Annotated in this window: 20 protein-coding genes, 1 tRNA gene and 1 pseudogene; 14 read left to right on the forward strand and 8 right to left on the reverse strand. The window is 64.2% G+C overall.

Annotated features, from left to right (window positions below; translation table 11 throughout):
* Positions 1-488 precede the first annotated feature (488 nt).
* A pseudogene (locus KGD84_RS07405) lies at positions 489-689 on the forward strand (tyrosine-type recombinase/integrase); the annotation flags it as partial.
* Between the two features lie 266 nt (positions 690-955).
* On the opposite strand, the gene KGD84_RS07410 reads toward KGD84_RS07405, so the two are convergent.
* Positions 956-1,642 carry an SDR family NAD(P)-dependent oxidoreductase gene (locus KGD84_RS07410; protein ID WP_220559520.1) on the reverse strand — a complete coding sequence of 229 codons (687 nt, stop codon included), beginning with the start codon at positions 1,640-1,642 and terminating at the stop codon, positions 956-958.
* Positions 1,643-1,780: 138 nt separating this feature from the next.
* Here KGD84_RS07410 and KGD84_RS07415 point away from each other — a divergent pair, with 138 nt between their 5' ends.
* Positions 1,781-2,665: a helix-turn-helix domain-containing protein gene (locus tag KGD84_RS07415; RefSeq protein ID WP_220559522.1), complete on the forward strand. Its 885-nt coding sequence runs from the start codon at positions 1,781-1,783 to the stop codon at positions 2,663-2,665.
* Between the two features lie 85 nt (positions 2,666-2,750).
* Positions 2,751-3,404 (forward strand): NADPH-dependent F420 reductase, encoded by a 654-nt coding sequence (locus KGD84_RS07420; RefSeq protein WP_220559523.1) that lies wholly within the window; start codon positions 2,751-2,753, stop codon positions 3,402-3,404.
* Between the two features lie 603 nt (positions 3,405-4,007).
* Here KGD84_RS07420 and KGD84_RS07425 read toward each other — a convergent pair.
* Both KGD84_RS07425 and KGD84_RS07430 read right to left on the reverse strand, forming a co-directional pair.
* A tRNA-Arg gene (locus KGD84_RS07425) sits at positions 4,008-4,140 on the reverse strand.
* A 163-nt stretch (positions 4,141-4,303) separates the two neighbouring features.
* A complete protein-coding gene (locus KGD84_RS07430) occupies positions 4,304-6,427 on the reverse strand; it encodes a GmrSD restriction endonuclease domain-containing protein (protein WP_220559524.1) in 2,124 nt (707 codons plus the stop codon).
* Positions 6,428-6,781: 354 nt separating this feature from the next.
* Here KGD84_RS07430 and KGD84_RS07435 point away from each other — a divergent pair, with 354 nt between their 5' ends.
* Entirely contained in the window at positions 6,782-8,323 is a 1,542-nt protein-coding gene (locus KGD84_RS07435; RefSeq protein WP_220559525.1) for an IS1634 family transposase, read from the forward strand.
* 91 nt (positions 8,324-8,414) lie between these two features.
* Here the strand turns inward: KGD84_RS07435 and KGD84_RS07440 are convergent, their stop codons facing one another.
* Positions 8,415-8,627 carry a hypothetical protein gene (locus tag KGD84_RS07440; RefSeq protein WP_220559526.1) on the reverse strand — a complete coding sequence of 71 codons (213 nt, stop codon included), beginning with the start codon at positions 8,625-8,627 and terminating at the stop codon, positions 8,415-8,417.
* 84 nt (positions 8,628-8,711) lie between these two features.
* Here KGD84_RS07440 and KGD84_RS07445 point away from each other — a divergent pair, with 84 nt between their 5' ends.
* Entirely contained in the window at positions 8,712-12,251 is a 3,540-nt protein-coding gene (locus KGD84_RS07445; RefSeq protein WP_220559527.1) for a hypothetical protein, read from the forward strand.
* Between the two features lie 101 nt (positions 12,252-12,352).
* On the opposite strand, the gene KGD84_RS07450 is transcribed toward KGD84_RS07445, so the two are convergent.
* Entirely contained in the window at positions 12,353-12,601 is a 249-nt protein-coding gene (locus tag KGD84_RS07450; RefSeq protein WP_220559528.1) for a hypothetical protein, read from the reverse strand.
* Positions 12,602-12,807: 206 nt separating this feature from the next.
* On the opposite strand from KGD84_RS07450, the gene KGD84_RS07455 reads away from it, so the two are divergent.
* The 9 genes from KGD84_RS07455 to KGD84_RS07490 all read left to right on the forward strand — a co-directional run bounded on the left by KGD84_RS07455 (position 12,808) and on the right by KGD84_RS07490 (position 22,232).
* Complete coding sequence (locus tag KGD84_RS07455; RefSeq protein ID WP_220559529.1) at positions 12,808-14,883, forward strand: Eco57I restriction-modification methylase domain-containing protein; 2,076 nt, start codon at positions 12,808-12,810, stop codon at positions 14,881-14,883.
* A gap of 761 nt (positions 14,884-15,644) precedes the next feature.
* Positions 15,645-16,472: a hypothetical protein gene (locus KGD84_RS07460; RefSeq protein ID WP_220559530.1), complete on the forward strand. Its 828-nt coding sequence runs from the start codon at positions 15,645-15,647 to the stop codon at positions 16,470-16,472.
* A 1,159-nt stretch (positions 16,473-17,631) separates the two neighbouring features.
* Positions 17,632-18,063: an ATP-binding protein gene (locus KGD84_RS07465; RefSeq protein WP_255646376.1), complete on the forward strand. Its 432-nt coding sequence runs from the start codon at positions 17,632-17,634 to the stop codon at positions 18,061-18,063.
* Between the two features lie 341 nt (positions 18,064-18,404).
* On the forward strand, positions 18,405-18,743 hold the full coding sequence (locus tag KGD84_RS33795; RefSeq protein ID WP_220559533.1) for a WhiB family transcriptional regulator: 339 nt from the start codon (positions 18,405-18,407) through the stop codon (positions 18,741-18,743).
* Entirely contained in the window at positions 18,679-18,900 is a 222-nt protein-coding gene (locus KGD84_RS07470; RefSeq protein WP_277615504.1) for a BldC family transcriptional regulator, read from the forward strand. The genes KGD84_RS33795 and KGD84_RS07470 overlap by 65 nt, the downstream gene beginning before the upstream one ends.
* Before the next feature lie 129 nt (positions 18,901-19,029).
* Entirely contained in the window at positions 19,030-19,401 is a 372-nt protein-coding gene (locus KGD84_RS07475) for a hypothetical protein (protein ID WP_220559534.1), read from the forward strand.
* A gap of 137 nt (positions 19,402-19,538) precedes the next feature.
* Entirely contained in the window at positions 19,539-20,807 is a 1,269-nt protein-coding gene (locus tag KGD84_RS07480) for an NsdA family TPR-like regulatory protein (RefSeq protein WP_260697195.1), read from the forward strand.
* An 11-nt stretch (positions 20,808-20,818) separates the two neighbouring features.
* Entirely contained in the window at positions 20,819-21,544 is a 726-nt protein-coding gene (locus KGD84_RS07485) for a 5-formyltetrahydrofolate cyclo-ligase (RefSeq protein ID WP_220559536.1), read from the forward strand.
* A 163-nt stretch (positions 21,545-21,707) separates the two neighbouring features.
* The gene (locus tag KGD84_RS07490) at positions 21,708-22,232 is read left to right on the forward strand and encodes an NUDIX domain-containing protein (protein WP_370634429.1); all 525 of its coding nucleotides are present in this window, start codon (positions 21,708-21,710) and stop codon (positions 22,230-22,232) included.
* A 22-nt stretch (positions 22,233-22,254) separates the two neighbouring features.
* On the opposite strand, the gene KGD84_RS07495 is transcribed toward KGD84_RS07490, so the two are convergent.
* The 3 genes from KGD84_RS07495 to KGD84_RS07505 are packed head-to-tail and all read right to left on the reverse strand — an operon-like array spanning position 22,255 to position 24,766.
* On the reverse strand, positions 22,255-23,085 hold the full coding sequence (locus KGD84_RS07495; RefSeq protein WP_255646377.1) for a class I SAM-dependent methyltransferase: 831 nt from the start codon (positions 23,083-23,085) through the stop codon (positions 22,255-22,257).
* A 25-nt stretch (positions 23,086-23,110) separates the two neighbouring features.
* Positions 23,111-24,046 (reverse strand): DUF2797 domain-containing protein, encoded by a 936-nt coding sequence (locus KGD84_RS07500; protein ID WP_220559538.1) that lies wholly within the window; start codon positions 24,044-24,046, stop codon positions 23,111-23,113.
* 21 nt (positions 24,047-24,067) lie between these two features.
* The gene (locus tag KGD84_RS07505; protein ID WP_220559539.1) at positions 24,068-24,766 is read right to left on the reverse strand and encodes a dTMP kinase; all 699 of its coding nucleotides are present in this window, start codon (positions 24,764-24,766) and stop codon (positions 24,068-24,070) included.
* Positions 24,767-24,770 lie beyond the last annotated feature (4 nt).

Here is a 24,770-nt window from a genome sequence, read left to right on the forward strand (position 1 = left end):
CTCCTGCGGGAGGAGGCGCCCTCCGCTGCGTTCCTGAACTCCTATGGTGCCATCGCGGGTTTCTCGATCAACGGTCGGGAAGAAGGAACCCGGGGTGATTTCTCGGACCGTCGAAGCGCTCTGGAGGCGTTCCGGAAGCCGTCGAGGGAAGCTGATCAGGGTGGGCCGTCGAGGGGCCGATAACGCCGCCGATCGGTGGGCCCTTTCGGGGGCCAGTGACCCCGCCGATCGGCGGGCCGCCTTGAACGGCCCACCCTCAGCCCGTTATCAGTGCAGGTCAACGCCCCTGTGGGTGGGCCTGTAGGAATCCAGACTTATGCCCGGTAGGCGGGTTCCTTCACATAGGGCGCGCGGCGCCCGGGGGTGTCCGGGGGCGTTCCCTCCCCCGCACACCCTCCCCGGCAGCCGTCTGTCGCCCCGCTCCACCCACCTGTCCTTGGGTGGCTCAAGCCCAGACCTTCCAGGCCCGGCTCGTCTTGGCTGCCCGGACGATGCCCGGGCTGCGCCACGGGGACGCCTCGCTCGCGCTCGTGGTGGGCACGGACGTGAAGGTGGTGCCCGCCGAGCTGGGCCATGCGACTACGCACTTCACCCAGGACACCTATCAATCGGTCTGCCCCAACGTCGCCAAAGCGACGGCCGAGGCGACCGCTGAGCTGTTGCGCGGGACGCCGGTTTCGGCCGGGTAGCGGGGCGGGGGAGCATACCAGGAGCGATTCAGCTCCCTGAGCTCTGGATCCTGTGGCGGGTTCACACCGCCTGGCCTGGGGCTTCACTGTCGGCGGAGGTGGCTGGCCATCGGATCGAAGGTCCCCTGGAGGTGACCTCAAGGAAGTGTCCACTGCGGAGAGGACTCCGTCTTCCACACCATGTCGTCGCGCGGCGACCGTTGTCGTCGGGGCCGCTTCCGGAACCGATGGCCTCCGTCGCTGATTTCTTGGAGATCGTCAGGTATTCACCAGGGCATCTCCCCGTTCTCATCCTGGAAGGTCCCCGTCGGCCCGCCCGCGGCGAGGGTCGCCAGCCGCACGACGGCCCTGGCGCTCTCCTCGGGTGACCTTCCGATGCCGAAAGCCGCGGTCATGTCCGTGGCGGTGGTACCCGGCTCCAGTGCGTTGAACTTGATGTCCGGATGGGCCTTGGCGTACTGGACCGTCAACATGGTGGCCGCGGCCTTGGACGCGGAGTAGAGCGCGGTCGGCAGGTGGAATTCGGGCCGTCCGGGGTCGGTCACCGCCCAGAACGATCCGGCGCTGCTGGAGATGTTGACGACGGTGGGGTTGGCGGACCTGCGCAGCAGGGGCAGCGCCGCCTCCGTGACCCGCACGACCCCCACCGCGTTGGTGTCGAAGGAGCGCAGTGCCGAAGGGCCGTCGATGTCTCCGGACGCCAGGATGCCCGCGTTGTTCACCAGGACGTCGAGCCGGCCCTCGGCCGCACCGATCGCCGCCAGAGCACTCTTCACCAGCGCGTCGTCGGTCACGTCGAGCCGCACGAACCGTGCACCGATCTCCGCTGCGGCCTTCTCCCCCCGCTCGGTGTCGCGCGCACCGAGATAGACGACGTGGCCCAGTGCCAGAAGCTGTTTCGCGGTCTCGAAACCGATGCCCTTGTTGGCCCCGGTGATCAGTGTGATGGTCATGGTTCTCCTCCTGGGATACGCGGCCCGAACGGGTTCTCGGACACGCTAGGAGGGAACGCGCCCCCGCCCCAGAGCCCTGCTGAGCCGGGGGTGTGACAGGGCCCCTCTATCTGCCCTGCGGCGATCTAGGCTGATCACATGAGCGAGACATCGAACGCCCTCGGCGCGTTCCTGCGGGCTCGGCGAGCTCTGGTGAGGCCCGAGCAGGTGGGCATCCCCGATGTCGGTGTACGGCGCGTGCCCGGATTGCGGCGGGAGGAGGTCGCCATGCTCGCCGGTATCAGTGCCGACTACTATCTGCGGTTGGAGCGGGGCCGCGACCGCAACCCGTCGGTGCAGGTCCTGGAGTCGATCGCACGCGTGCTGTGCCTGGACGACGACCACTTCGCACATCTGCTGTCGTTGGTCGCCGAGGTTCCCCGGCGGCGTGGACGGAGGCCGCGCAAGGAGACCGCACCGACCGGTGCGCTCAAGCTGCTGGACTCCCTCGTCCAGCCCGCCTTCATCGAGGGCCGGTACTTCGACATCCTGGCCTCGAACGCGCTCGCCCGGGCCCTCGACCCCCGACTGACCGTGGGCGGCAACCAGCTGAGGGACATGTTCCTGGACCCGGGCCAGCAGGCGCTGTACCCGGAGTGGAAGCGCGTCACCGAGTGCTTCATCGCAAACCTGCGCCAGTCCGTGGGCACCGACATCGACGATCCCCGCTTCGCCGACCTCGTCGGAGAACTCTCACTGGCGAGCCCGCTGTTCCGCAGGCTCTGGGCCCGGCACGAGGTGCGGGGCCAGCGCGGAACGCCGATCCGGCTCGACCACCCGCGGATCGGGGAACTGACCCTCAACAGGGAGCGGCTGAGCGTGGGCGGGGCCGAGAGCCTGAAACTCGTCGTGTACCACCCGGACGCCGGGTCCGACAGCGCGGAGAAGCTGGCTCTGCTGGCTTCGGCGGACATGCCCACACGGGAGCGCGGAGGGAACGAGGGCACTCCGGCCCGCGAGACGAACGGCGCTGCGCCTGAGTGAACCCGTTCCAGCACCGGGTACGGCGCACGGCGCGATCGCACGGGCGACCGGTATTTCTCATCAAGGCTTTGCAGTGGAGGCACCTGTGACAACGATCGGGATCATCGGCGCGGGCGAGGTGGGGAGCCAGATCGCCCGCGCGGCGGTGGCGAACGGCTACAAGGTCGTCATCGCCAACTCGCGGGGCCCCGAGACCCTGGAAGAGCTCATCGATGAGCTCGGTCCGGCGGCCTCCGCCGCGTACGCGGCGGAGGCCGCGGCGTCGGGCGACTTCGCGGTCATCGCCGTACCCCTCAAACTCGTCGACCACATGCCGGTCGCAGAGCTGGCGGGCAAGGTCGTACTGGACACGAACAACTACATGATCTGGCGCGACGGCCACTTTCCGATGGTCGACTCCGGTGAGAAGACGGTCCATGAGCTGCGCCAGGAACAGCTCCCGACATCGAAGGTGGCCAAGGCGTTCACCCACATCCAGGCTCCGAGCCTGCTCCGCACGGCCCGACCCGCAGGTCACCCGGCTCGGCGGGCTCTGTCGGTGTCGAGCGACCATCCAGAGGCCGTGGAAATCGTCACACGGCTGTACGACCAGTTCGGATTCGACACGGTGGACAACAGTCCGTTGAGCGAGTCCTGGCGCACCGCCCCGGGCCAACCTGCCTGGGTCCAGCACGCACGACAGAACCGCGAGCAGCTGGCCCGCAACCTGGAACTGGCTGAGCCCTTCACTGTTACGTGATACCGCCCGTCCACGGTATCCAAATGATCCCCGGGTCCCGGGAACAGGCGGTATCGACACGTCTGCGCACGGGTTGCTTTGTGCTTGTGCCGGGTGCGATGGAAGCTCTGGAAGTGGGCCCGGCGCCGAGGAGATGGTCGTCTGGGATGCGCGAACGAGTGATCAGGGTTGCCAGGTTGACGCCGGTGCCGGGCCGGGGGAACTCGATCAGGTTCACATGGGCACCGGACCGAAACCCGAGATGTGGGAACCGCGCCGGGTCGACGTGATCTCGAAGTCCGGGGCGGCTTTCTTCGCGTCAGCGTTGCGGGATCAGGGTTTACCGTTGAATTGGCTGTGTACGTTCTGCAGGGCGCCAGAGTGGTTCTGTTTCCGTGCCCTGCGCGTCCGGGGCGGCGCCAGACGGCTGTCGGCAGCGGCAGGCGTGTCAGGGCATACTGACGGCGAAGCCATGGGGCCGTGGGATGGCGAAGTGCTCGGGAGGTGGGTGCCCTGCCTGTACTGACCTTGGACTGGGGAGCACACCAGGAGCACACATGGCCCCGAAACGCGGCGAGGACCTCTTGCGAGGTCCTCACGCACTCCGATTGAACTGGGGATTTGTGGCGCACCCGGCAGGATTCGAACCTGCGGCCATCGGATTAGAAGTCCGGCGCCCGGGTATCCTCACGTGTCATTTCATGCCGTCGCGTCCCGCACCATCCGAATCCGGATGCCGTCCTGTGCCACATGGTGCCGTGTGGTGTCGCCCCGGTCCAAAACCGCGGAGCACCAACGGAGCACGCACGCCCTGTCGGCAGCGTCCGATGGCACCTCGCGAGATCCTCACGGCGTGGCCGTTGAGACCGAATCTGTGCCCAGAAACCTTGGGGTACCCCAGAGGGAACGTTCGTGCGTTGCTACGCATTTCCGGACTTCAACTCTTCGTCTTCCGGCATGGAGTTCTGGAACTGTGTGCGAACGTCCCTCAAACGGCGGCCGTCCGCCACGGACCAGAAGTACCACCCGTTCGTGGCCTTCTTGCGCAATGCGTATCCGGCAGCCGATGGTGACATGTAGCGCTTGCCGGCCAGCTCGATGGCCCCGTCGGCAGTCAGAGTGGCTTCCCTGCCCTTGAAGTCCCGGTGCGTTGCCACCAGCTTGTCGCCAGGAGCGAGAAGTCCTGCCTCGATGAGGTGCTTCAACTCGACCCAGTCACCAGCCTTGGTCTGCGGGTCGATCACCTTGCCGTGATGGCCCTCAGGGACCGGCCACACCTGAAGGACCCGATCGATCAGCTCTGTCGTCCGCTCGTCGATCAGCTCCTCGTCCCAGGCATGGTGCTCGGTTCGCTTGATCACCCGTCCCGTGAGCGTGATCGTGTTGTGGTCCATCAGCGCCGACCGTTTCGCTGACCACGGTCCGTTGGACACCTTCGCGTTGAGCTTCTGTGTCAGGAGCGTCAGGTTGCCCAGACGGTGGACACGCAGCTGCCGCTCCTCGATGCCCTCCGGTGTCTGTACGGCCCAGTGGTCGTGCCACTTCTGCGGAAGCAGGTGTTCGACCGGGTAATTCTTCCGCTCGATCTGCGGCTGGCCCGTCTCCGCCCGGTAGAGGTCCTCTATCGCTTCGAGGATCATGCGGAGTCGTCCCCGCGGGAACCGTGAGTATGCTGATTCCGTGGTGAGCGTCCTGCGGATCTCCTCGTCTCCCGGCCAATAGGTGCTCGTGACGTTCAGCCGGGCAAGGTGCCCGGTGACGCGTTCCACGAGTTCATCGGCGGGCATGGCGGAGTTCGCGTTGATGAGGTCGGCGACGATGCGCCCCAGATCGCTGCCGGACAGACGAAGCAGCTGACGGCGGACGACCCAGCTCTCGGCCGCCCGGATGATCTGGTCGACGGACTCCCGCGGAAGGTCACGGCCCGGCTCGTGCAACCAGATGAGCAGTGGCTTGAGCACCTCGACACCGCCGGCCTGCATTCGGTACACCGCCATCTCGGCGGAGTCGAGACTTCCTCCGTGGTGGGCTGCGGCTTCGGTCCAGGCCTCGTATTGCTGTGCCTGCTGTTTGATCACAGGCAGCAGGCCGGTCATCTTGTGACCGGACTCGAGCTCCACGTAGGACTTGAACCGGCTGAACGTCGCCTGCGGGCTGATCTCCTCGCCGGTACGCGATACGAGCCACTGGTTGAGGAACAGCGAGCTGCGGCTGATGAGGTTGCGCCCGACGCTGACCTCCTTCGTCCAGAACTTGGTCTCGAAGGGCCAGTCCTCCCGGTAGGCCTTCTTCGTGTCTGCGCCTTCGGCCTCAAGCCGCTGGAACACGAAGTTGCGCACAAGGTCGGCCGCAGTGAGCGGGGTACCGCGAGCGTTGAGCGTCTCGAAGATCTCCTGGGAGTTCTCTGAATCCTTCAACTCGATCGAGACCAGCTGGAGGCCGTTCAGCAGGACGGCGGTGAGGTTCTTGGCCTTGGTGGTGTAATCCTCCGACTCGGGCGGGCCGAGCCACTGTTCGACGACCGTGGAGAAGTAGGCGTGCGCGGCGACGATCTGGGAGTCCGAGTGGGCCAGAGCGGTGTGGTCGACCGGCGGCTCAGCCGACATCACCTCGTCGAACGCAGCCCGGTCCTTGTTGAGGTGGCGCACCTTCAGCCGGATGTCGCCGTCTTCGACGTAGACATCGTCGTTGTGGGTGAGACGTTCGAGTTGACCGGCGAGCGGAGTGTTGCCCGACTGCGCCAGGAGTGCACACGTGGCGTCCGCGAAGACCTGCAAGGTCGTCAGTCGCTGCTGGCCATCGACCACGTTCCACGTCGGCAGCTGCTTCTGAGCTTCCTGGGACTGGATGACCACCGCGCCGAGGAAGTGAGTGGCGTTCAGATGAGGCTCTTCGATCCGGAGTTCGGCGATGCGCCGGATGTCCTTCCATAGCGGCTCCCACTGCTCGTCCTCCTTCCAGACGTAGGGGCGCTGGAACAGCGGGATCACGAAATGCTGCGGCAGGTTGAACAGTTGCAGCGGCGTCCGTTTGAAAGTCTCCACGTCTCCTATCATTCCGCACCCGCCCGACATTTTGGGTCAGAAACCCGGGTGCATCGAGGGGTGGGGTGATGCGTTGGCCCACGACTGAAGTGCGGAGCCCGCTTGGGGCATCTCGTATCGGGGGCAGTAGACGCTGCGGAGTGTGCTGGGATCGCCTCCCGCCACCTGGCACACACCACGGACTCCATCAAACCCGGCGTGAGACATCCGCGCGTCCGCTCTCATGCATATGGCAGGCCTGACTCGTGCCACTTTTGAGCATCCCGGCGAAGAGCAACCTGCTGACCTGGTCTGATAGTGGCCGGGAGGGGCACTCGGGGTGACTAATCGCGGTGCCGGCCATAGCGTGAACGAGTGGCATCGTTCATCAGGAAGGTCCCCACCGCATCAGGCGCGCAAGCAGTACAGATCGTCCATAAGAACGGCCGCCAGATCGTGGACATCGACCACATCGGCTCGGCCCATAACGACGCCGAACTCGCCGCACTGATGGAGATCGCCCACCAGCGACTGCACCCCGGCCAGCTCGCCCTGGACCTGGATGTGGGACCGCCACCTGCGGCAGAACCCGAACCCGCGCCCCACACCGGCAGCGGCAGCGGCAGCGGCCCGAGGGCCGTGGGCACCCGCTCCGAACTGCTATGGGACACCCTGGCCGATGCCTACACCCGCCTGGGCTTCGATGCCGTGCGCGATGCCACCTTCGCCAAGCTCGTGCTCGCCCGCATCGTGGAACCCACCTCCAAAGCCGACACCCTGCGGGTCCTGGGAGAACTCGGTGTGCCCGCGCCCTCGCTGCGGACCGTCTTTCGGTGCCTGTCCCGCTGCCAGGAGCACGACTACCGCCAGAGGATCACCGACGCGTGCCCGGCCCACGCCCGCTCCACCACCGGCCTGGCCCTGATCATGTACGACTGCACCACCTTGTACTTCGAGGCCGAGAAAGAGGACGGCCTGCGCAAGGTCGGGATGAGCAAGGAACGCCGCGTGGACCCGCAGATCCTCGTCGGCCTGCTGGTGGACGCCACCGGTTTCCCGCTGGCTGTGCACTGCTTCGAGGGCAACAAAGCCGAGACCAAGACGCTGCTGCCCGTGGTCACCGACCTCATACAAGGCCTGCCCGAGGCCGAGGACGTCGTCGTGGTGGCCGATGCCGGCATGCTCTCGGCCGCCAACCTCAACGCCCTGGAGAAGGCGGGAGGACGGTTCATCGTCGGCTCCCGGATCACCAAGGCGCGCTACGACCTGGCCGAACACTTCCAGGCCCGCGGCACCTACTTCGAAGACGGGCAGATCCTCGAATCGGAGCGGGTGATGGGCACCGGCCGCAACGCCCGCACCCGGCGGGTGGTCTACCAGTACCTGTTCGAACGCCACCAGCGCGATCAGCGGGCGATCAACGCCCAGATCACCCGGGCCGAGAAGGTCGCCGACGGCACCCGGCCGGTGAAGAAGGACCGGTTCGTGCGCCTGGACGGCGCCGACAAAGGGGTGGACTGGGACCTGGTCCAGCGAGCTCGGGACCTGGCCGGGCTGAAGGGCTATGTCACCAGCATCGACCCGGAGGTGATGGGAGGCCAGGCGGTGATCGACGCCTACCACGACCTGTACCAGGTCGAGCGGTCCTTCCGGATGGCCAAGTCCGATCTGGCCGCGCGGCCGGTCTTCCATCACGTGCGCGAATCGGTCGAAGCGCACCTGACCATCGTGTTCACCGCTTTGGCCGTCTCCCGGCACCTCCAGACCACCAGCGGGGTGTCGATCCGCAAGATCGTGCAGACGCTGCGTCCGTTGCGGTCCGCGATCATCGAGATCAGCGGTCACCGGCTCACCGCCGCACCCGATATCCCCGAGAGCGCCCGCGAGATCCTCGACCGGCTCAAGGGTTCGGGGTGACTAAAAGCGGCACGAGTCAGGTCAGGGCGCCGCTGGGGTGTTCCCGTGCGGCGCCCCTGTGTCTGTGGGGCCCTCCTGCAGAGGGCAGTGGTCAACGGAGCAGGGTGACCAATGCGGCCAGGGCTGTGGTAAGAACGGCTGCCAGGGTTAGGGTGGCGGCGAGGGTGGCTGCGGCGTGGCGGATGGCTTTGGGGTAGGTGGCGCCGTCGCGGCGGGCCAAGTAGGCGGCGCCGGCACCGGCCAGCACAGCTACGACCGTGACCAGGGTGCCGGCCAGGACCAGCAGCACGATCCACTCGGGCATGTCGGTTTTCCTCCGTCATCATTGTTCTATCGGCGGAGTTGAATGTGGTCGAAGACGTGCCTGTGATGGTCGGGACTGGACACAATGAGACATAAAAAGACACGGCCACGCGAATCAGGAGATGGTGTGGGCCCTCACTTCGGCACGGACGGACTCACCCCTGACGTGGCGCTGTCGGAGCTGCGAAGCCGGTTTCGGAAAGCCCTCCACCAGAAGAACTGGAACCAGGACACGCTGGCCGACAGGGCTGGTCTGAGCCGCGCAGTGGTGAACCCGGTGGTGAGCACCACCAACAACGAAAAGGTGCCCTCGGAGCGGACGGTGAGGCGCCTGGCCGAGGCGCTCAAGCTGGAGGAAGGTCCGCTGCTCACCCTGCTCGCCGCTGCTGTGGCCGCCCCTGCCCAGCCACAGTCTGGGCTGGGGCGGCCCATTCGTGCGTGGGACCCTCACGACCTGGAGATGCGCGTGGCCGGGAACCCCCCGGATTCCCCCACCGCAACTGTCGGCGTTCCCCAACGTGACACGGCGAGGCTGCCGGGGTACGTACGACGTGACCACGACGACGAACTGGGCCGTGCCATGCAGGCGGCCGTGGACGGGGCCAGTCGAATGGTGGTGCTGGTGGGGTACTCCTCCACCGGCAAGACCCGCGCCTGCTGGGAGGCTATTCAACCTCTCGCCGAGCGGGGATGGCGGTTGTGGCACCCTCTGAACCCCACTCGCGCCGAAGCCCTCCTTGCTGATATTGAAAACGTGGGCCCGCACACCGTGCTCTGGCTCAACGAGACCCAGCATTACCTCGGCCACCCCCGTTTCGGTGAGCGCGTCGCATCAGCCCTGCACACCTTGCTCACCAGCCCTGACCGTGCCCCCGTTCTGGTTCTGGGTACCCTGTGGAAAGAGCCCGCCCAGACCTTCACAGCCCTCCCTCAACCGGGGCAGGCGGACGAGCACGCCACAGCACGGGCTCTGTTGGAGGGCCGACTGGTTCCTGTGCCCGTGGACTTCACCCACGCTCAGCTCGACGACGTCCGCAAGTTGGCCGAGGCGGGCGACGGCCAGCTTGCTCACGCCCTGGAACACGTCCGTGACCGTCGGCTGACCCAGACTCTGGCCGGGGCGCCCGATCTGGTGCTCCGCTATCAGCACGGCTCCCGCCCCGCCCAAGCGCTGCTGGAGGCGGCGATGGACGCACGCCTTTTAGGGGTGGGCTTTCATCTGCCGCTGAACTTCCTGGCTGAGGCCGCCGAGGACTATCTCACTGACGACGAGATCGACGCTCTGGATGATCAGTGGATGGAAGCAGGATTGAGGGAGACAAGGCTACCCGTGCATGGTGGGTGGGCCCCGCTGCGTCGCATAAGGTTCCGGCGGCGTGACCAAAACCCCACGGAGCCGCAGGGCCCCGTTTACCGGTTAGAGGAGTACCTCGAACAGCACGCCAGGGACACGCGATGGGAGAAGTGCCCTCCTGCATCGTTCTGGGAAGCCGCGCACCGCCACCTCACTGATCCTGACGACTTGTATGTCCTGGCGCAGGCTGCAAGGCGCCGGGGCCTGCTCCGGCACTCAGTCCGGCTCAGCCACCGGGCTATCTTGGCTCACCATCCCCAAGCCGCACACTTAGCTGCCGAACTGCTCTCCCCCGACACCGATCCCCAGCAGCAGGGCGCGGACTGGATTGCCGCGCACGCCAACGTGACCGACCCGCACGGTGTCGGGTTTCTCCTGAAAAGGCTGCGGGATATAGGGCCTGAACAAACGGTGGAGGTGCTGGCCTCCCGAGTAATCACCTACGCCGACCTTACCGACCCAAGCGGCATTGCCCACTTGCTGGGAGAGTTGCGCCGGGTGGGGCAGGAGCAGGCATTGGAGGTGCTGGCCTCCCGAGCGGCCTCTCATACCGACCCCACCGACCCAAGCGGTGTCGCCTTCCTGTTGGAGGAACTGCGCCGGGTGGGGCAGGAGCAGGCATTGGAGGTGCTGGCCTCCCGAGCGGCCTCTCATACCGACCCCACCAGCCCAAGCGGTGTCGCCTTCCTGTTGGAGGAACTGCGCCGGGCGGGGCAGGAGCAGGCATTGGAGGTGTTGGCCTCCCGAGCGGCCTCCCACGCTGACCCCGCCAACCCGCACAGCATCCTCCCCCTACTGGGAGAGTTGCGCCGGGCGGGGCAGGAGCAGGCATTGGAGGTGCTGGCCTCCCGAGCGGCCTCCCACGCTGACCCCGCCAACCCGCACAGCATCCTCCCCCTGCTGATGAAGCTGGGCCGGACGGGGCAGCGACAGGCATTGGAGGTGCTGGCCTCCCGAGCGGCCTCCCATACTGGCCTTACCGACTCAAGCGGTATTGCCCACTTGCTGGGAGAGTTGCGTGCAGCAGGACAGGAGCAGGCGGTGGCTGCATTGTTGGCACGCAACCCCGCCGCCCACGCCGACCTCACCGACCCAAGCGGTGTCGCCTTCCTGTTGGAGGAACTGCGCCGGGTGGGGCAGGAGCAGGCATTGGAGGTGCTGGCCTCCCGAGCGGCCTCTCATACCGACCTCACCAGCCCAAGCGGTGTCGCCTTCCTGTTGGAGGAACTGCGCCGGGTGGGGCAGGAGCAGGCATTGGAGGTGCTGGCCTCCCGAGCGGCCTCTCATACCGACCCCACCAGCCCAAGCGGTGTCGCCTTCCTGTTGGAGGAACTGCGCCGGGCGGGGCAGGAGCAGGCATTGGAGGTGCTGGCCTCCCGAGCGGCCTCTCATACTGGCCTTACCGACTCAAGCGGTATTGCCCACTTGCTGGGAGAGTTGCGCCGGGCGGGGCAGGAGCAGGCATTGGAGGTGCTGGCCTCCCGAGCGGCCTCTCATACCGACCCCACCAGCCCAAGCGGTATTGCCCACTTGCTGGGAGAGTTGCGTGCAGCAGGACAGGAGCAGGCGGTGGCTGCATTGTTGGCACGCAACCCCGCCGCCCACGCCGACCTCACCGACCCAAGCGGTATTGCCCACTTGCTGGGAGAGTTGCGTGCAGCAGGACAGGAGCAGGCGGTGGCTGCATTGTTGGCACGCAACCCCGCCGCCCACGCCGACCTCACCGACCCAAGCGGCCTCATCTTCCTGTTGGAGGAACTGCGCCGGATGGGGCAGGAACAGGTACTGGAGGTGCTGGCCTCCCGAGCGGCTTCCTACACCGACCTCACCAACGCCTCCGACGTGGCCTTTCTCCTAGGGAAGTTACGGGGCATCGGACAGGAACTGGCAGTGGCTGCATTGTTGGCACGCAACCCCGCCGCCCACGCCGACCTCACCGACCCAAGCGGTATTGCCCACTTGCTGGGAGAGTTGCGTGCAGCAGGACAGGAGCAGGCGGTGGCTGCATTGTTGGCACGCAACCCCGCCGCCCACGCCGACCTCACCGACCCAAGCGGCATCGCCTTTCTGATGAAGATACTGCGGGACACCGAGCAAGCACAGATGGTGGCCGAACTATCGAGGCGAGCGCTGGACGCTGGTGTCCTTCAGGAGCTGCCCTCATCGTTGTTGCCCTATGGACGTGATCCGGATGGTACTCCCGCGCGGGCGTGGAGCTGGGGCGAACTAGGTGTACTGACCACGGAGGTTGGTAACACCCACCCCATCTGACACAAGCCATGAGGGCCTCCGGTATCGGTGCGGATTGCAAGTTCTGCACCGACTCACCGGAAGGCCCTTGATGGCTCACACTACCCACGCCAACGCCAAACTCACACCCGCCAGCCGCCTCGCCCTGGCCCGCTGCGTGGTCGATGATGGCTATGGTGTTTTGCCCGTTCAAGGGGCGCGGCAAGCTCCGCGCACCGGGCGAACACGCGATCGCCCAGCACAAACAGTGGTACATTCCGTGCCGCCTGCGTTGCTGCCCGCAGCGGGCCGGCCAGACCACCCGCACTGTTCTGGTCCTTCAGCTCCGAGAAGAAGGATGAAAAAGGTTCAGTGGCGTCGGCTGCGATCATGCTCGGGGTGATACGGAGGCAAAGGCGCTTATGTGGATTAGGAGACCGTCTCATCTAGGTGAAACAGCTATCCTGGTGCTGCAACGACGGTAGCGGAGCCCCTGGTTCTGGAAACTTGTGGAAGCTGCCTCAGGAGCCTTATACCACACGAGGTGAGGCGAAGGCAAGGCAGCGAACGGTCGTACAAGGAAGCAAGGATGGTCGGCGTGGCAAAGACCAAGACAATTACTGACGAACGTACTCTTGCAGGCTGGTTTAGTGCACCAACGGAATCCAGGGCGGAGAAGCTTGAAAGCGATGGAATTGATCCCATCTTCTATCACGCCGATGTTGAAGAGCATGTATTCGATCAGAGCTCTGGTGGAACCAAGCGATGTGACCTGACCATTCGATCCAAGAAATTCGCACTGGCAAGCGTGGAGATGAAGCGTCCAGAGGTGGCTCAGGCAAATTCCCCAGAGCTTCTGATGGACGCCTGGAAGAAAGCGGTCGGTCGAGGTCTTCCGTTCTTTTTGACATGCAATTTTCGTGAAATCATGCTCTGGGAAACTAAAAAAGGACCTAGCCAGTCTGATCCAATCTTAAAGTTTGAAATAGCCCGTGACCTGAGTCATTCTCGCTTCGCTCATGCCCGTCGGGATGAAATGCGAGCCAATTGGCGGGAGTTTCTCGATGAGTTTTCTGAAATATACCGAAAGAAGATGTATCGTAAGGAGGGAGAGAAGAAGCTTCCGCCACAAGCTTCTGAACTGAAGGTCTCTATTGCCAGCGTTGCGGAAGAAGCGTCCGAGCGAATCCGTGAATCGGCGAAGGATAACAACTTTCGAGAAAAGACTCTGGATATATTCCGTTCCCAGTTTGGTGTTGAAATTTCACTTGACCCGCAGGGGAATATGGATAATTTCATTTCGGAATCCGAGCAAGTGGCAACCATATCTGCGTTCGTTATATCCACACGTCTTATGCTTTATCAAGCCCTGGCGACAGCTACACGTCCGGATGGAAGCAGTTTTGGGTTGGATTCCCTGGAGATCGCCAGGAACACATCTGATCCCAGGAGAGTTGCTAGTGATTTGCGAAGTTTGTACGAGCACGCACGACGAAAGACAGGAGACTTTGAAGTTCAATTCTCTTCTACAGATCTCGATGACATCGTTTTTGTCGATGGTGAAAGTTCCACCCGCGACATTGGAGAGCGTTGGGGTAAGCTAATTGATGTGGTTAAAGGTGCTGATTGGGAAGCCCCAGCATCCTATGTCCCAGGGCTTTATGAATCTCTCCTTGATGATGAGCACAGGCATGTCATGGGAGTTCATTACACCCCTGACACTGTCGTAGAGCTGATTACTGCATATGCTGTGCGGGAGCCTGCAGATGTTGTTCTGGATCCATCTTCTGGCGCCGGTACATTCGTTACAATGTGTTACGATCGAAAAAGGGCACTTGGGTCAACACATGAACAGGCGCTTGAGGAAGTTTACGCCATTGAGTTGGCGGAGTTTGCCGCTTCCCTAACTGGATTTAACTTGACGCTTGCTGACTCTTCAGCAACATCTGCTTATCCTCGTGTATTTCGTGCCGACTTTTTTGATACCTACCCCGGGTATAAGAGCCCGCTGACTCTCCCTTCGGTAGGTCGCCTGAAGTATCCAAAGAACGTAGACGCTGTAGTCGGAAACCCACCATATATCCGGTTCGAAAACCGTACTCCTGAGGAGCGTCAGGAGGTCCTTGAATTCCTTCAGAACCACTTCAATAAAACTCAAACGACCTACCCAAATTTCACTGGCAAGGCTGACGTATGGGCGTTTTTCATCGCGGGCGCTCACATGTACTTGCGGCCTGGTGGAAGGCTAGGCTTTATTGTTTCATGGAGCCTGCTGGCCTCTGAATATGGAGATGCCGTACTCGCTTTCCTGTCTCGATATTTTAAGGTGCATGCTATTATTGATAGCAGGGTGGAGCGATGGTTTGCTGCGAAGCAGAATACCGTAATCATCCTTGCAGAGAAGGTAGATGAGCCCACTGCGAGGTTCTCGCATATGCCAAACCCGAACATACCAGAAGGTCACTTGGTTCGTTTCGTGAGATTTAAGCAGTCTTTGGCTGATCTCTTGGAAATGGACTTTCCTCGTGGCAAGCGAGGAGAGGATGTAATCGATGAGATCCTGGAAACTAATTTTGATGTAGGCGAGGACCTCCGGTGGGATATCCGTGTATTTCCACAGGCTCAGTTGGTGCGTCCTGGGCGCGATGTTGGTGACTCTGGAGAGGAGAAATAATGTCTGGCGGAGTGGACTTTAGGATCCTTGGTGCCAAGAATGCATTCCCTGGAAAACTCAGTTCCTTCTGGGGTGCGTGTCTTGTCGAGCCGCCGAGTATCGGAGCGCTGCGTCGCAAGGCAGATTCCAAGCTTATTCGTCTAGGTGATATTGCACCTGCTAGGTCCGGAATCCCCACCCGAGTTGTAGGTTATTTTTGCCTTGAGGAAATCGCTGATCCAACGATCATGGCACGAATGGGTTTGAGGTCTCAACGAGACCGACAGCGCCTAACAGTTGTTCGGGATGGTAGGCAGGCTCTACATGTTATCGAACGTGAGGCCCTCAAACCTATGGTTCGCCGCCCAGGGGTGCTGGAAGGGCGAATTGATGTTAAAGTAGAGGACACTGATCCCTGGCGAATGCTTTATCTGCAAGAGACGAAGAGTGAAATAGAACTAAAGCGGTGGGCTCATGTGCTTTCCTATATCCACTATGGTGAGACCACCGACTTTTCAGCTAGAGAAGGAAGCCGGCGGGCCGGAGGTATTCCGGCTCAGCGATCTCAAGTTCGCGTTAGGCCCGTATGGTTTCAAGTTCCCAGGATCTCCACTGGCCCAGGAAGGGTTTGTTGGGTCAAGGGTAGGGGAGACCGGCACTATGCGCCTACGCTAGCAGCAGAAATTCTAATCCCAGATAACTTTATTTACTCGGCCCCACCTGCGGATCTTTCTGTTCCTCGCGCCTTCGCGGCGGTTGCTAATCTTACGTGGACAAACCTTATGGCAGAGGTGTATGGGCGGCGAGGGGGTGGGGATGGAGTCCTTCACACCTATATCCGCGAACTTGAGCAGATGCCGATCATAAATCCGTTGAAATTTACAACTTCGCAAGCAGAAGATCTGGTTGAACTCTTTGAGCGCTTGTCTAACCGTCCGGTGCTACCGATTGACGATGAGCTTCGTCAGGCGGATCGCCAAGAATTTGATTCATGGGCGATGAGGTACCTATTTGGCCCTGATGCCGATGACGCTGCTCGTGCTGTCGAACGGTCTATAAGAGACCTGGTCATGGAGCGAACTCAGCGCACGGTGAGTGGTCGAGAGCAGCAGCAGAAGGCAGTTCGCAGGACTGTTTTCGATCCTGTTCCTATCGCAGCACGTATCCTGGTGGATAATGGGGTTCCACCTAAGATTGGAGATTTTCTTCCGTCTGAGGAGAGCTCGGCGGAGATGACTATCATTCTAGATGTGCCTGCCCATGAAGTGCTTCCAGTAACTCTTGGCGAAACGCTGCTTGACCAGGGAGATGTTCTCATTGGTTCAAATAAGCTGATGGACACTCCAAGTGAAGCGCATTCTCAGGCTCTGGTTGCCCTATTGACTGTGAATCCAAAATTCACTGGGGAATTCGCTATCCCGGTCGAATCCAGCGTTGTTGCAGATGCTGTAAGCAACTGGAGCGAAGCTTGGAGGATTTGGCTTCGGAACGTGAAGACTGACTTGAAAACCATTCTTCCTAAGCCATCTCAGGCGCAGCGTCGTATGCAAGTTGCACGTGAGCTCGAGTCCAGAACTGGTCTTCTCACGTCTACGTTGACCATGGAATGATAACTATGTTAATTGTCTCCTCGGATTCATAGGGAGGTGAGCTGCCCGTCCTTGAGTATCTCATCACGATCTAGTTTGGATGTATAGTCAAGTGCTATTATTCTGGGATCGTGAGATTTGTGGAGGTTGTTCCAGGTTTTTGACATAATGGATGATTTATGAAATTTTGGAGGGTAGGGGTGTCAGTCATTGTGAGTATTGGTCCGGTTTGGCCGTTTGGACCTGAGGTGCAGTTAGGTCCTGTAGTTTTGTTTTAGTTGGGGAGTGTGCGAAGATCGGTTTCGAATTTCTCTGTCCCATGTAAACGTAGGTCCCCGTAGCTTTTCAACTATGGGGACTGTCTGTCATGTAAGAACCGAGTGATTGCCGAGTCTTCAGCTCCGGTACGGATGCGGCGGGCATCTTCTTTGCGGGTCACGTCGCGCACGTAGTGCACCCGGTTCTCCACCGTTTAGTGCCCGCGGGCATAGGTGGCCCATTCCTTAGGGAGACCTGGTGGGCGTCCAGGTCGGTACGGCGAAGACCACCTCGCGGCCGCCCTTCTCCTTGCCGTGCGGGTGGCGGTGGCGCTCGATGCGCACCGCCTGACACGCTTCGGGAAGACGAACCCGTTCTCCGCGGTGACCTTGAGAAAGCGGAGTTCCTCCCTTCCATGTGCATGGGTGGACCCTTCGTCGTGGGTGAGGGGACCTCGTTCCAGGGCAAGACGGCCGGCTGCTCGTGCAGGATGGGGCGGTTGCCTTATCCGGTGAGCAGGCCCCGTCAAGCCGAAGGCCTGGCTGTGCTCTATATCCAGGCTGCGGTCGCTGAACCTCTACGGGTACTCCTGGTAGGTACCCCTCAAGGGGATCCGCTGAGTGCGCTTGTACGGCCACCCTGGACATAGGCAACCGGCCGATCCGAAGGACACGGGTCTGGATCCCGGGCTGACCGTGGACATAGGGGCCTCACAGGCTTTCTCCGCCAGTGAGCCTTGCCGTCTGAGGAGTAGCGCTCGTTTGGGGCTGGTATGGGTTCTGTTTCCGCAATCCGAGGCGGTGGGCGTGATCGCTTGGCAGTGGCCGCGGAGTGTTCGCCTGACGCGAAGCCGTTCCTCCTCCGTCGGGTGACCGCCCCGGATGATCGCGCATCCGTGATGGTGGAGCCTTCCAGGAAGCTGGTGGGACATGCGGTAGCGGCTCCGGGGCAGCCCGTCTACGCCAAGGCCGTCCGCCGCTATCTGCGCGCGCTGGTTTCCTTGCCCGAGCGAGAGTTCGCCCTTGTCGAGCTGTTGGCCACGGAGCTCTTCAACAACACGACCCAACACTCCCGCAGTGGGGAGCCCGGGGGCGAGGTCGTAGTGGCGGTGTTCCAGCTCCCCGGGCGCCTCCAGGTCCGCGTCATCGACGCCGGCCCCGACCTCGAGGAGTTCACCGTTCCGCACCTGCGTCCCTGGGACGCGGACGCCGAGGAAGGACGGGGACTGTTCCTGGTCGCCGCGGAGGCCGACCGGTGGGGAACAGTTCACCATGACGACGGCCGCACCAGCGTCTGGTTCGAGATCGACCACGCCCAGGAATCCAGGCCAGGGGTTCCAGGAGAAGGTTGGTGACGTCTCGTGGGATGGAGGTACGAGGACGACCACGACCGCTATCAGGCCGCCCGGCACCTTCAACGACGACACGGACGGCTGTGGCTCATCCTGTGGGGACCGGCTTCGCGGGCGTTTTTCGCCTTCTACCAGGGCGAGGCCCACGTCGCCCCTCTCGCCGCCCCCACCTGCTCCGAGCTGCACAACCGGATCGTGAACACCGAGCGCGAGCTGGCGCGCACACTGACCCCACCCCGGTCGTGGTGGGCCTGCCCGACCCCGGGATGCACGTGGTCCTCCGCCAGGCCCACCGTTCACGCTCCCTGTCCGCTTCCGGCTGCTCCCGCTCGGCCGCATTCGCCATGACCGACCGAACCCCGTGCCAGAGCCTGGCCGACCCGGACCTCCTGTTCGGCGGCGCACTGCAACAACGCCGGCTCCGACACATCTGCGTCCCGTGCTCCGTCCACATCGCCTGCTTGACCCGAGTGCTTTCCGAAGGCGTGAAGGCAGGACTCTGGGGCGGGATGACCCACAGCGAGCGGAAGAGCCTTCTCCGCCGCCACCCTGACGTGACCGACTGGCACGCCTTCCTCACCCATAACACGTCCGTTCCACCGGAAAGGAACTTCGCACGTGCTCCCCATACCCTCCACCACCTACCCGAGCACAGAGCCCGAAAGAGTGCTGACCACCTCTGAAGTGGCCGGACTGTTCCGGGTCAACGTCCACACCGTCAGCAGATGGGCCGACCGAGGACTCCTGTCCAGCTTCAGGACGCCCGGCGGTCACCGGCGCTACCTCGCCAGCGAGGTCCACGCCCTGAGGGCCAAGAACTTCGCTCCGATCCGGGAGTGAGATCGACGGCCGTTCGCCCTTGCGGAGGGGGAGGGGCGAACGGCACCTGTGGTGGGTCGCCTCGCCTTCTCCCGGCAAGGACAGAACCCCGTTCCCACTGAACCTGATTTACAAGGAGGAGTCGAAGGCATGTCATCGTCCAGCCGTACCGAACGAGGGCTTTCTCGACGCAGCTGGTCCAGTGGATGGGAGTGCGCCTCGGATGGCAGTCCGCTGATTCGCCCCTACCTGTACCTCGGAGAACAGGTCACGGCCTCGGAGATGGCCCACCGAAGGAACACGGCCCGAAGCGCCCACGAAGGACTGCGCGTCCTCGGACGGATCGCCGTGGGCCAGGTCCACGCGAACGCGATGGAGCAGCTGAACGTCCTTACCTCCGGCCTGGAGGTCAGTGGTGGGGCCGACGACCTCGATGACCTGGCCGATGCGATCCGCCACCTGATCAACGAGCGGCCAGAGCTGGCTCGGCCTGTGTTTCCGAATCCCGAGCAGCCGTTCTAGAGACGCACGAACCGTCACCCAGTGAGACTTCCGAAGAGTCCGCGCTGCTCGCCGACGAACAGTCCAGAGCCGCCGGAACCCATGGTGAACCGTCCGCTGTCCAGGGATACTGAATGCCGTCGGCACCTCCACCCTCTGTGACAGCGCCTGACGGAGACACCATGGTCTACACCCCCTCAGCGGCCCTGCCAGCCGAACTCCTCGCCCGGGAGGATATGCAGCGCGCCCTCCAGGAGCACGACTTCGCGACCGTGTTCCAGCTGGCTCGCCGGCACGGGATCAGCTTCGGGAAGATCGGTGCCTCCTGCGGCGTCAAAGCGGAACGTGTCGGAAGGATCGCCCGCGACCTCGTTCGGGTGACCAGCTACGACAAGATCTGCGAGATCGCCGACGGACTGCGCATCCCCGGCCACCTCCTCGGACTCACGCCCCGACCATGGGAGACCACGCAGCCCCGGGGGCTGGCTACCCCGGGTCACTCCAACTCAGAGGGAACGACATCGCCGGTTCCAAAGCCCGGCGAACGCCTGGACTCCGAAGCCCGAGACTGGGCCGACGACGAACTGCGACGCCTGGAGCGCGACTACGACCTGGTCTCCTCATCCATGCTGCTCGCCGAAGCAGGTCAGATCCACGGGGTGCTGGCCAACGCGACCGTTCCCGCCGACTCCGAGGGAACACGGGCTGTGCTGGAACTGCGAGCACGTTCGGCCCTCCTGATGGGCCAGCTCATCTGGGACGCCTCCCACCGCCGCGACGGGGGAGCCGCAGGTTCGTACCTCGACCAGGCTGCGCATGCGGCCCGCCACAGCAGGAACCGCGATGTCCTCGCCCAGGCCTTGTTGCGCCAGTCGTTCATCCCGCTCTACGGAACCGGCGACAACCGAGGCGCGTTAATCGCCGCCCAGCGCGCTGTTCACGCCGCCCGCGGGCTACCCGCCGTGCACGCACTGGCTGCTCTGCACGTCAGCGAGGCCCACGCCCGGCTCGGTGACCGAACCGCGGCCGAACAGCACCTGAGGGAGGTCGACCGCTTGGTGGAGAAGGCCGACCTCGAACCCGGGGAATGGAACGGACGCCGACTGCGCATCTCCGGATCCGTGTACCTGTCCCTGCGACGCCCGCAGCAGGCCCAGCGGATCCTGGAAGAGGCGGTCCCCCTGCTGGAGGAACGCGCCAAGTCCCAGGCCATCGTGGTCGCCAACCTCGCCCTCGCCCACCTGCGCCAACAGCGCCCCGATGAAGCCGCAGCCGTCCTGCACGACGCCATGGACCTCATCGAGTCGACCCGCGCCGGAGGAGCACTCACCCTGGTCGCGACGGCATCACGGGAGCTGTCCCCCTGGAGGGGCGAACCCTGGGTCGCCGACGTGCACGATCGTCTCTTCACCCTCATGGCGAGCTAGAAAGTAGAAGCATGACCACCGATATCAACAGCGCCAAGGACGACGTCCGCCAACGCATCTGGTCTCTGCTGGACGCCCGCCGGATCGGCCGGAGCGGGCCGGTTCATGGCAAGATCCCGGACTTCCACGGCGCTGATCGAGCGGCGCTTCGCCTTGCTGGGCTGGAGGGCTGGGCCCGCGCCCGGGTGGTCAAGTCGAATCCGGACAAGGCTCAGGCCGAGGTGCGGGCCGAGGCACTTGCCGCCGGGAAACTGTTGTACATGGCCGTCTCCAAGATGGCCACCCCCGAACCGTTCTACGAACTCGACCCCGCCGCCATCCACGATCCGGTAGAGGTCGCGTCCACCGGTAGGTGGGCGGCCTCGCACGCCCCCCACATCTCCGTCGAACGGATGCACCCGGTGGACGTCGTGGTCTGCGGCAGTGTGGCGGTCAACCGGGCGGGCGTCCGGCTGGGCAAGGGAGCCGGATACAGCGACATCGAGATGGGGTTGCTCGCCGACGCCGGGCTCATCGGCCCCCGCACCCTCATCGTCACGACCGTGCACCAGCTCCAGGTCGTCGACGAAGAACTGCCGGACAGCGACCACGACGCGAGCGTCGACGTGATCGTCACCCCGGCGGAGACCATCCTGTGCCCGCCGCGCCGCCGCCCACAGGGAATCCTCTGGGACGACCTCCAAGCCGAGAAGATCCAGGCGATTCCCGCCCTCCGAGCCCGACGGCCTGTCCAGTAGCGCGCTGAGCGCTCCACACCGACAGCGGCACCGGCCTCAACTCCATATGCGGGAACCACGGTCTACCTGACTCCTGGGATGAGGAGTCCGCCGCCCGGCATGCGGACGCACGGGTTCGTGAAGGAACGTGAAGCCGAATGCCGGGCGGCGTAGGGTGTGACGGGTGATACAGGATGTGGAGCAGCGCACCCTCGATGCGGTTGATGTCGACGTGCGTCTGGCCGTGGCCGAATTCGACAACGCCCGCGCCTGGCTGGAGCAGGCCCGCCGCAAGCCGATGGAGCCCCTCTCAGCGGAAGTGTGGGTCATCGACCACGATTGCGGCCACGTGCTGCTCGTCCGGCACCGGTGGCGCGGCTGGGTCCCGCCCGGCGGCAAGGTCGAGCCCGGGGAGACACCGCGTGAGGCCGCGGCTCGGGAACTCCGGGAGGAGGCGGGCATCTCTGCCGAACTCCTGCCTGTGCCAGCCGCCGTGTCGGTCCGTTCCTACCGCTCAGACTGGACACCGACGCTCGGATTGGCGTATGCGGCCCTCGCCGACCGCACGCTGCCGCTTTCAGGGGAGAGCGGGCAGCCGGCTGCCTGGGTCCCGCTGGAGCACGATTGGGAGAGCGTGTTCCCCGAGGACCGGGACCGGATTCGACGACACGCCCGGCGACTGGCCGAAGCCCGTACCGGCATCCGCTGACGCCGGGCCCGGAACCGGGGGATCATCCCGCGGCCTGGGCGACGACGACGAGCCAGCTCGTGACGGTCACCTGGCCCGGGGCGACCAGCGCGTAGGCCTTGCGGAGGATCTCCATGCGCTGCTCATAGGTCAGATCGCCTTCGGGTTGGGCGAAGATCGGGATGGACAACCATGCCCGCTTCTCCGCCATCGTCCCGTGGTGGGCTACGACACCCGCTTCCAGGACCCGGAACCCCGCTGCACGCAGCTGTGCCCGAACCACCTCCAGGGGCAGCTTCGGTCGGGCCCGGGTCTTTCGCGGCGGTACATACCCGTAGTCGCGGACGGCCACGTCCTGGATTAGGGCGCTCAACGACGGTCCGGTGCGGGCGGCCTCCTCGTCGGGATGGGTGACTCCGGCGAAGCCGCCCCCGATGTTGAAGACGAACCGCCCGCCGGGCCGCAGAACACTTCGGACGGCCGTGAAAGTGGCCATGGTGTCGGTCTTCCAGATCGCGGAGTTGCACACCACCGCGTCGGCTCCTTCGCCGACGTGCCGGGCGACGTCCTCGGCTCTTGCGGTGACCCAGGACAGACGTGTGTCATGCAGGCTCCGCCGCCCCACCTCCTGCATGGCGGCGGAGGCGTCCAAGGAGATGACCCGCGCTCGCGAGGGCAGGACGGCGAGCGCGGCCCCGGCGGTGACACCCGTGCCCCCGCACAGGTCGACCACGAGCCGACTGCCGCGTAGCTCGGCCCGCTCCACCAGGTCACGGCTGGTGTTCGTGTACATGGGGAACAGGTGGGTGAAACAGGCGTAGGCCTCGGCGGTGTGCCGCTCATCCCAGCCCGCGACGGCATCCGGTGGAACCACAGGTGTCTCCTCGCGTCCTACACGTTCAGAAAAGAGCGGTCTGCACGCTCGTCGCCGGGGATGAGTAATCGCCGAGCGCGAGCCGGTGTCCCTTGAGAACGCCCAGGTCCAGCACATAGCGCACAGCATCGTCCGGGTCCGTGAGGCGGACCAGGGCATGGGAGCCCAGACACGCCTCGACGGTGAAGCCGTGTTCGCCTTCGCGAAGGTCATGGGGATACAGGGAACGCCCGACACCCGGGTGTATCCGGCGCAGTCCTTCGCCCTCCCGAGGCGGCTGCCACCCTTCCACCATGGTCTCGACGCCCAGGTCGGCCAGGAGCTCGACGCTCCGTTGCACGGTGTGCGCGTGTGCTTCCTCGACCTGCCGGAGATTGCCGGGGCTTATGAGCGCCGCGAGCTTGGCGGCTCCGCGTACTTGCTGGACGACCCCGAGGCCGCGTGTGATGGCGTCCTCCAACCGCCGTACGGTCCGGCCGTCCTGTGTTCTGGCGACGAAGGTCGCCATCAGCGCCCCCTGCTCGTCCAGGCGTGAGCGCTTTCGGGGCTGTGCCGCCGTGCCCACCTTGCTGACGCCGTGGGCGAAGGTGGCGATGTACAGCCAGTGGGGCTGGGCCATGTACCGCTCCAGCGCCGGAGACACGTATCCGCCGGTGTGGACCTGGTGGGCGAAACGGAACTCGTCCTGCTGGGCGCACAGAGCACACTGGCCGCCCCGTCCCGCCTGCGCCCGGTCGGAGCAGGGCACCGGCTCCACACGGAAGGTGTCGGTGAAACCGAAGCGTCCGGTGCAGAAGCGTTCCCGGCCGATCGTTCGCAGGCCGATCTTCCCGCCCATGACCTCGACGGCGAACAAGGGTCCCGTGGGGACGGGGGCGAGCAGGAGCCGGGGACGGCCACCGGCCCACGTCACCCCATGGCACACGTACTCGTTCTCGTTGTCGATCCGGCTCGCTGACACTGCGGAGTCCTCCCGGGGAGCTCAGATGGTGCTGAGGGCGAAGCGATTCCACAGGATCTCGGCCGCGTCGTCGAGGACCTGGCCGCGGTCCTTGCCGGCGACATCGATCCACACCCACCCGCCAGGATCTGTCCGGTGGCTCAGCTGGTCGGTGACAGTGTCCTGGTACCGCACGAAGTCGGCCCCCGCCGCCCCGGAGTGCCCAGCCTCCAGCGAGGTGAAGCCGCCCTTGCGGCGCAGCGCCTCGGCGGCGTCGATACGGAGGAACAGCACCAGGTCGGGGATGGTGAGGTGGGCGAAGACCTGCTCGGCCAGGTCCGTGGGCACTCCGGGGTTGACCGCGTAACGGGCCAGGATCTTGTGGTGGGCGTTGTCGAGGACGACATGCGTACCCGATTCCAGCGCGGGTCGGACGATCAGCCGGTCCTGCAACGTGTACCAGGCGGCCAGCGCCAGCAGCCAGTAGTGGTCACCGCACTGCTGCGCGACCTCGGCGTCTCGCCGGTAGACCAGGGCGTTGAGGCCGTCGACGTACGCCGACAGCGCCGGGTCCACGGGGACCCCGGTGGTGTGCTTGCCGACGAGAACGGTCTTCTCCCCCGCGGCGTTCAGGCGCTGGACGAGCGCGGTGGCGAGAGTCGACTTTCCCGCGCCGTCGATACCGGTCACGGTGATCAGCCTCCCGGCGGGGATTGTGCCGGGGCGCGGCTCGGTGGCCATGGTT

The organism is Nocardiopsis changdeensis (assembly GCF_018316655.1).
GTDB lineage: Bacteria > Actinomycetota > Actinomycetes > Streptosporangiales > Streptosporangiaceae > Nocardiopsis > Nocardiopsis changdeensis.

Coding starts and splice junctions, on each gene's coding strand:
- KGD84_RS07505 (WP_220559539.1), bottom strand. CDS start 24,766: ATGGCCACCGAGCCGCGCCCCGGCACAATCCCCGCCGGGAGGCTGATC.
- KGD84_RS07485 (WP_220559536.1), top strand. CDS start 20,819: ATGACCACCGATATCAACAGCGCCAAGGACGACGTCCGCCAACGCATC.
- KGD84_RS07440 (WP_220559526.1), bottom strand. CDS start 8,627: ATGCCCGAGTGGATCGTGCTGCTGGTCCTGGCCGGCACCCTGGTCACG.
- KGD84_RS07475 (WP_220559534.1), top strand. CDS start 19,030: ATGTCATCGTCCAGCCGTACCGAACGAGGGCTTTCTCGACGCAGCTGG.
- KGD84_RS07410 (WP_220559520.1), bottom strand. CDS start 1,642: ATGACCATCACACTGATCACCGGGGCCAACAAGGGCATCGGTTTCGAG.
- KGD84_RS07460 (WP_220559530.1), top strand. CDS start 15,645: ATGGCAGAGGTGTATGGGCGGCGAGGGGGTGGGGATGGAGTCCTTCAC.
- KGD84_RS33795 (WP_220559533.1), top strand. CDS start 18,405: ATGACCGACCGAACCCCGTGCCAGAGCCTGGCCGACCCGGACCTCCTG.
- KGD84_RS07415 (WP_220559522.1), top strand. CDS start 1,781: ATGAGCGAGACATCGAACGCCCTCGGCGCGTTCCTGCGGGCTCGGCGA.
- KGD84_RS07450 (WP_220559528.1), bottom strand. CDS start 12,601: ATGATCGCAGCCGACGCCACTGAACCTTTTTCATCCTTCTTCTCGGAG.
- KGD84_RS07445 (WP_220559527.1), top strand. CDS start 8,712: ATGAGACATAAAAAGACACGGCCACGCGAATCAGGAGATGGTGTGGGC.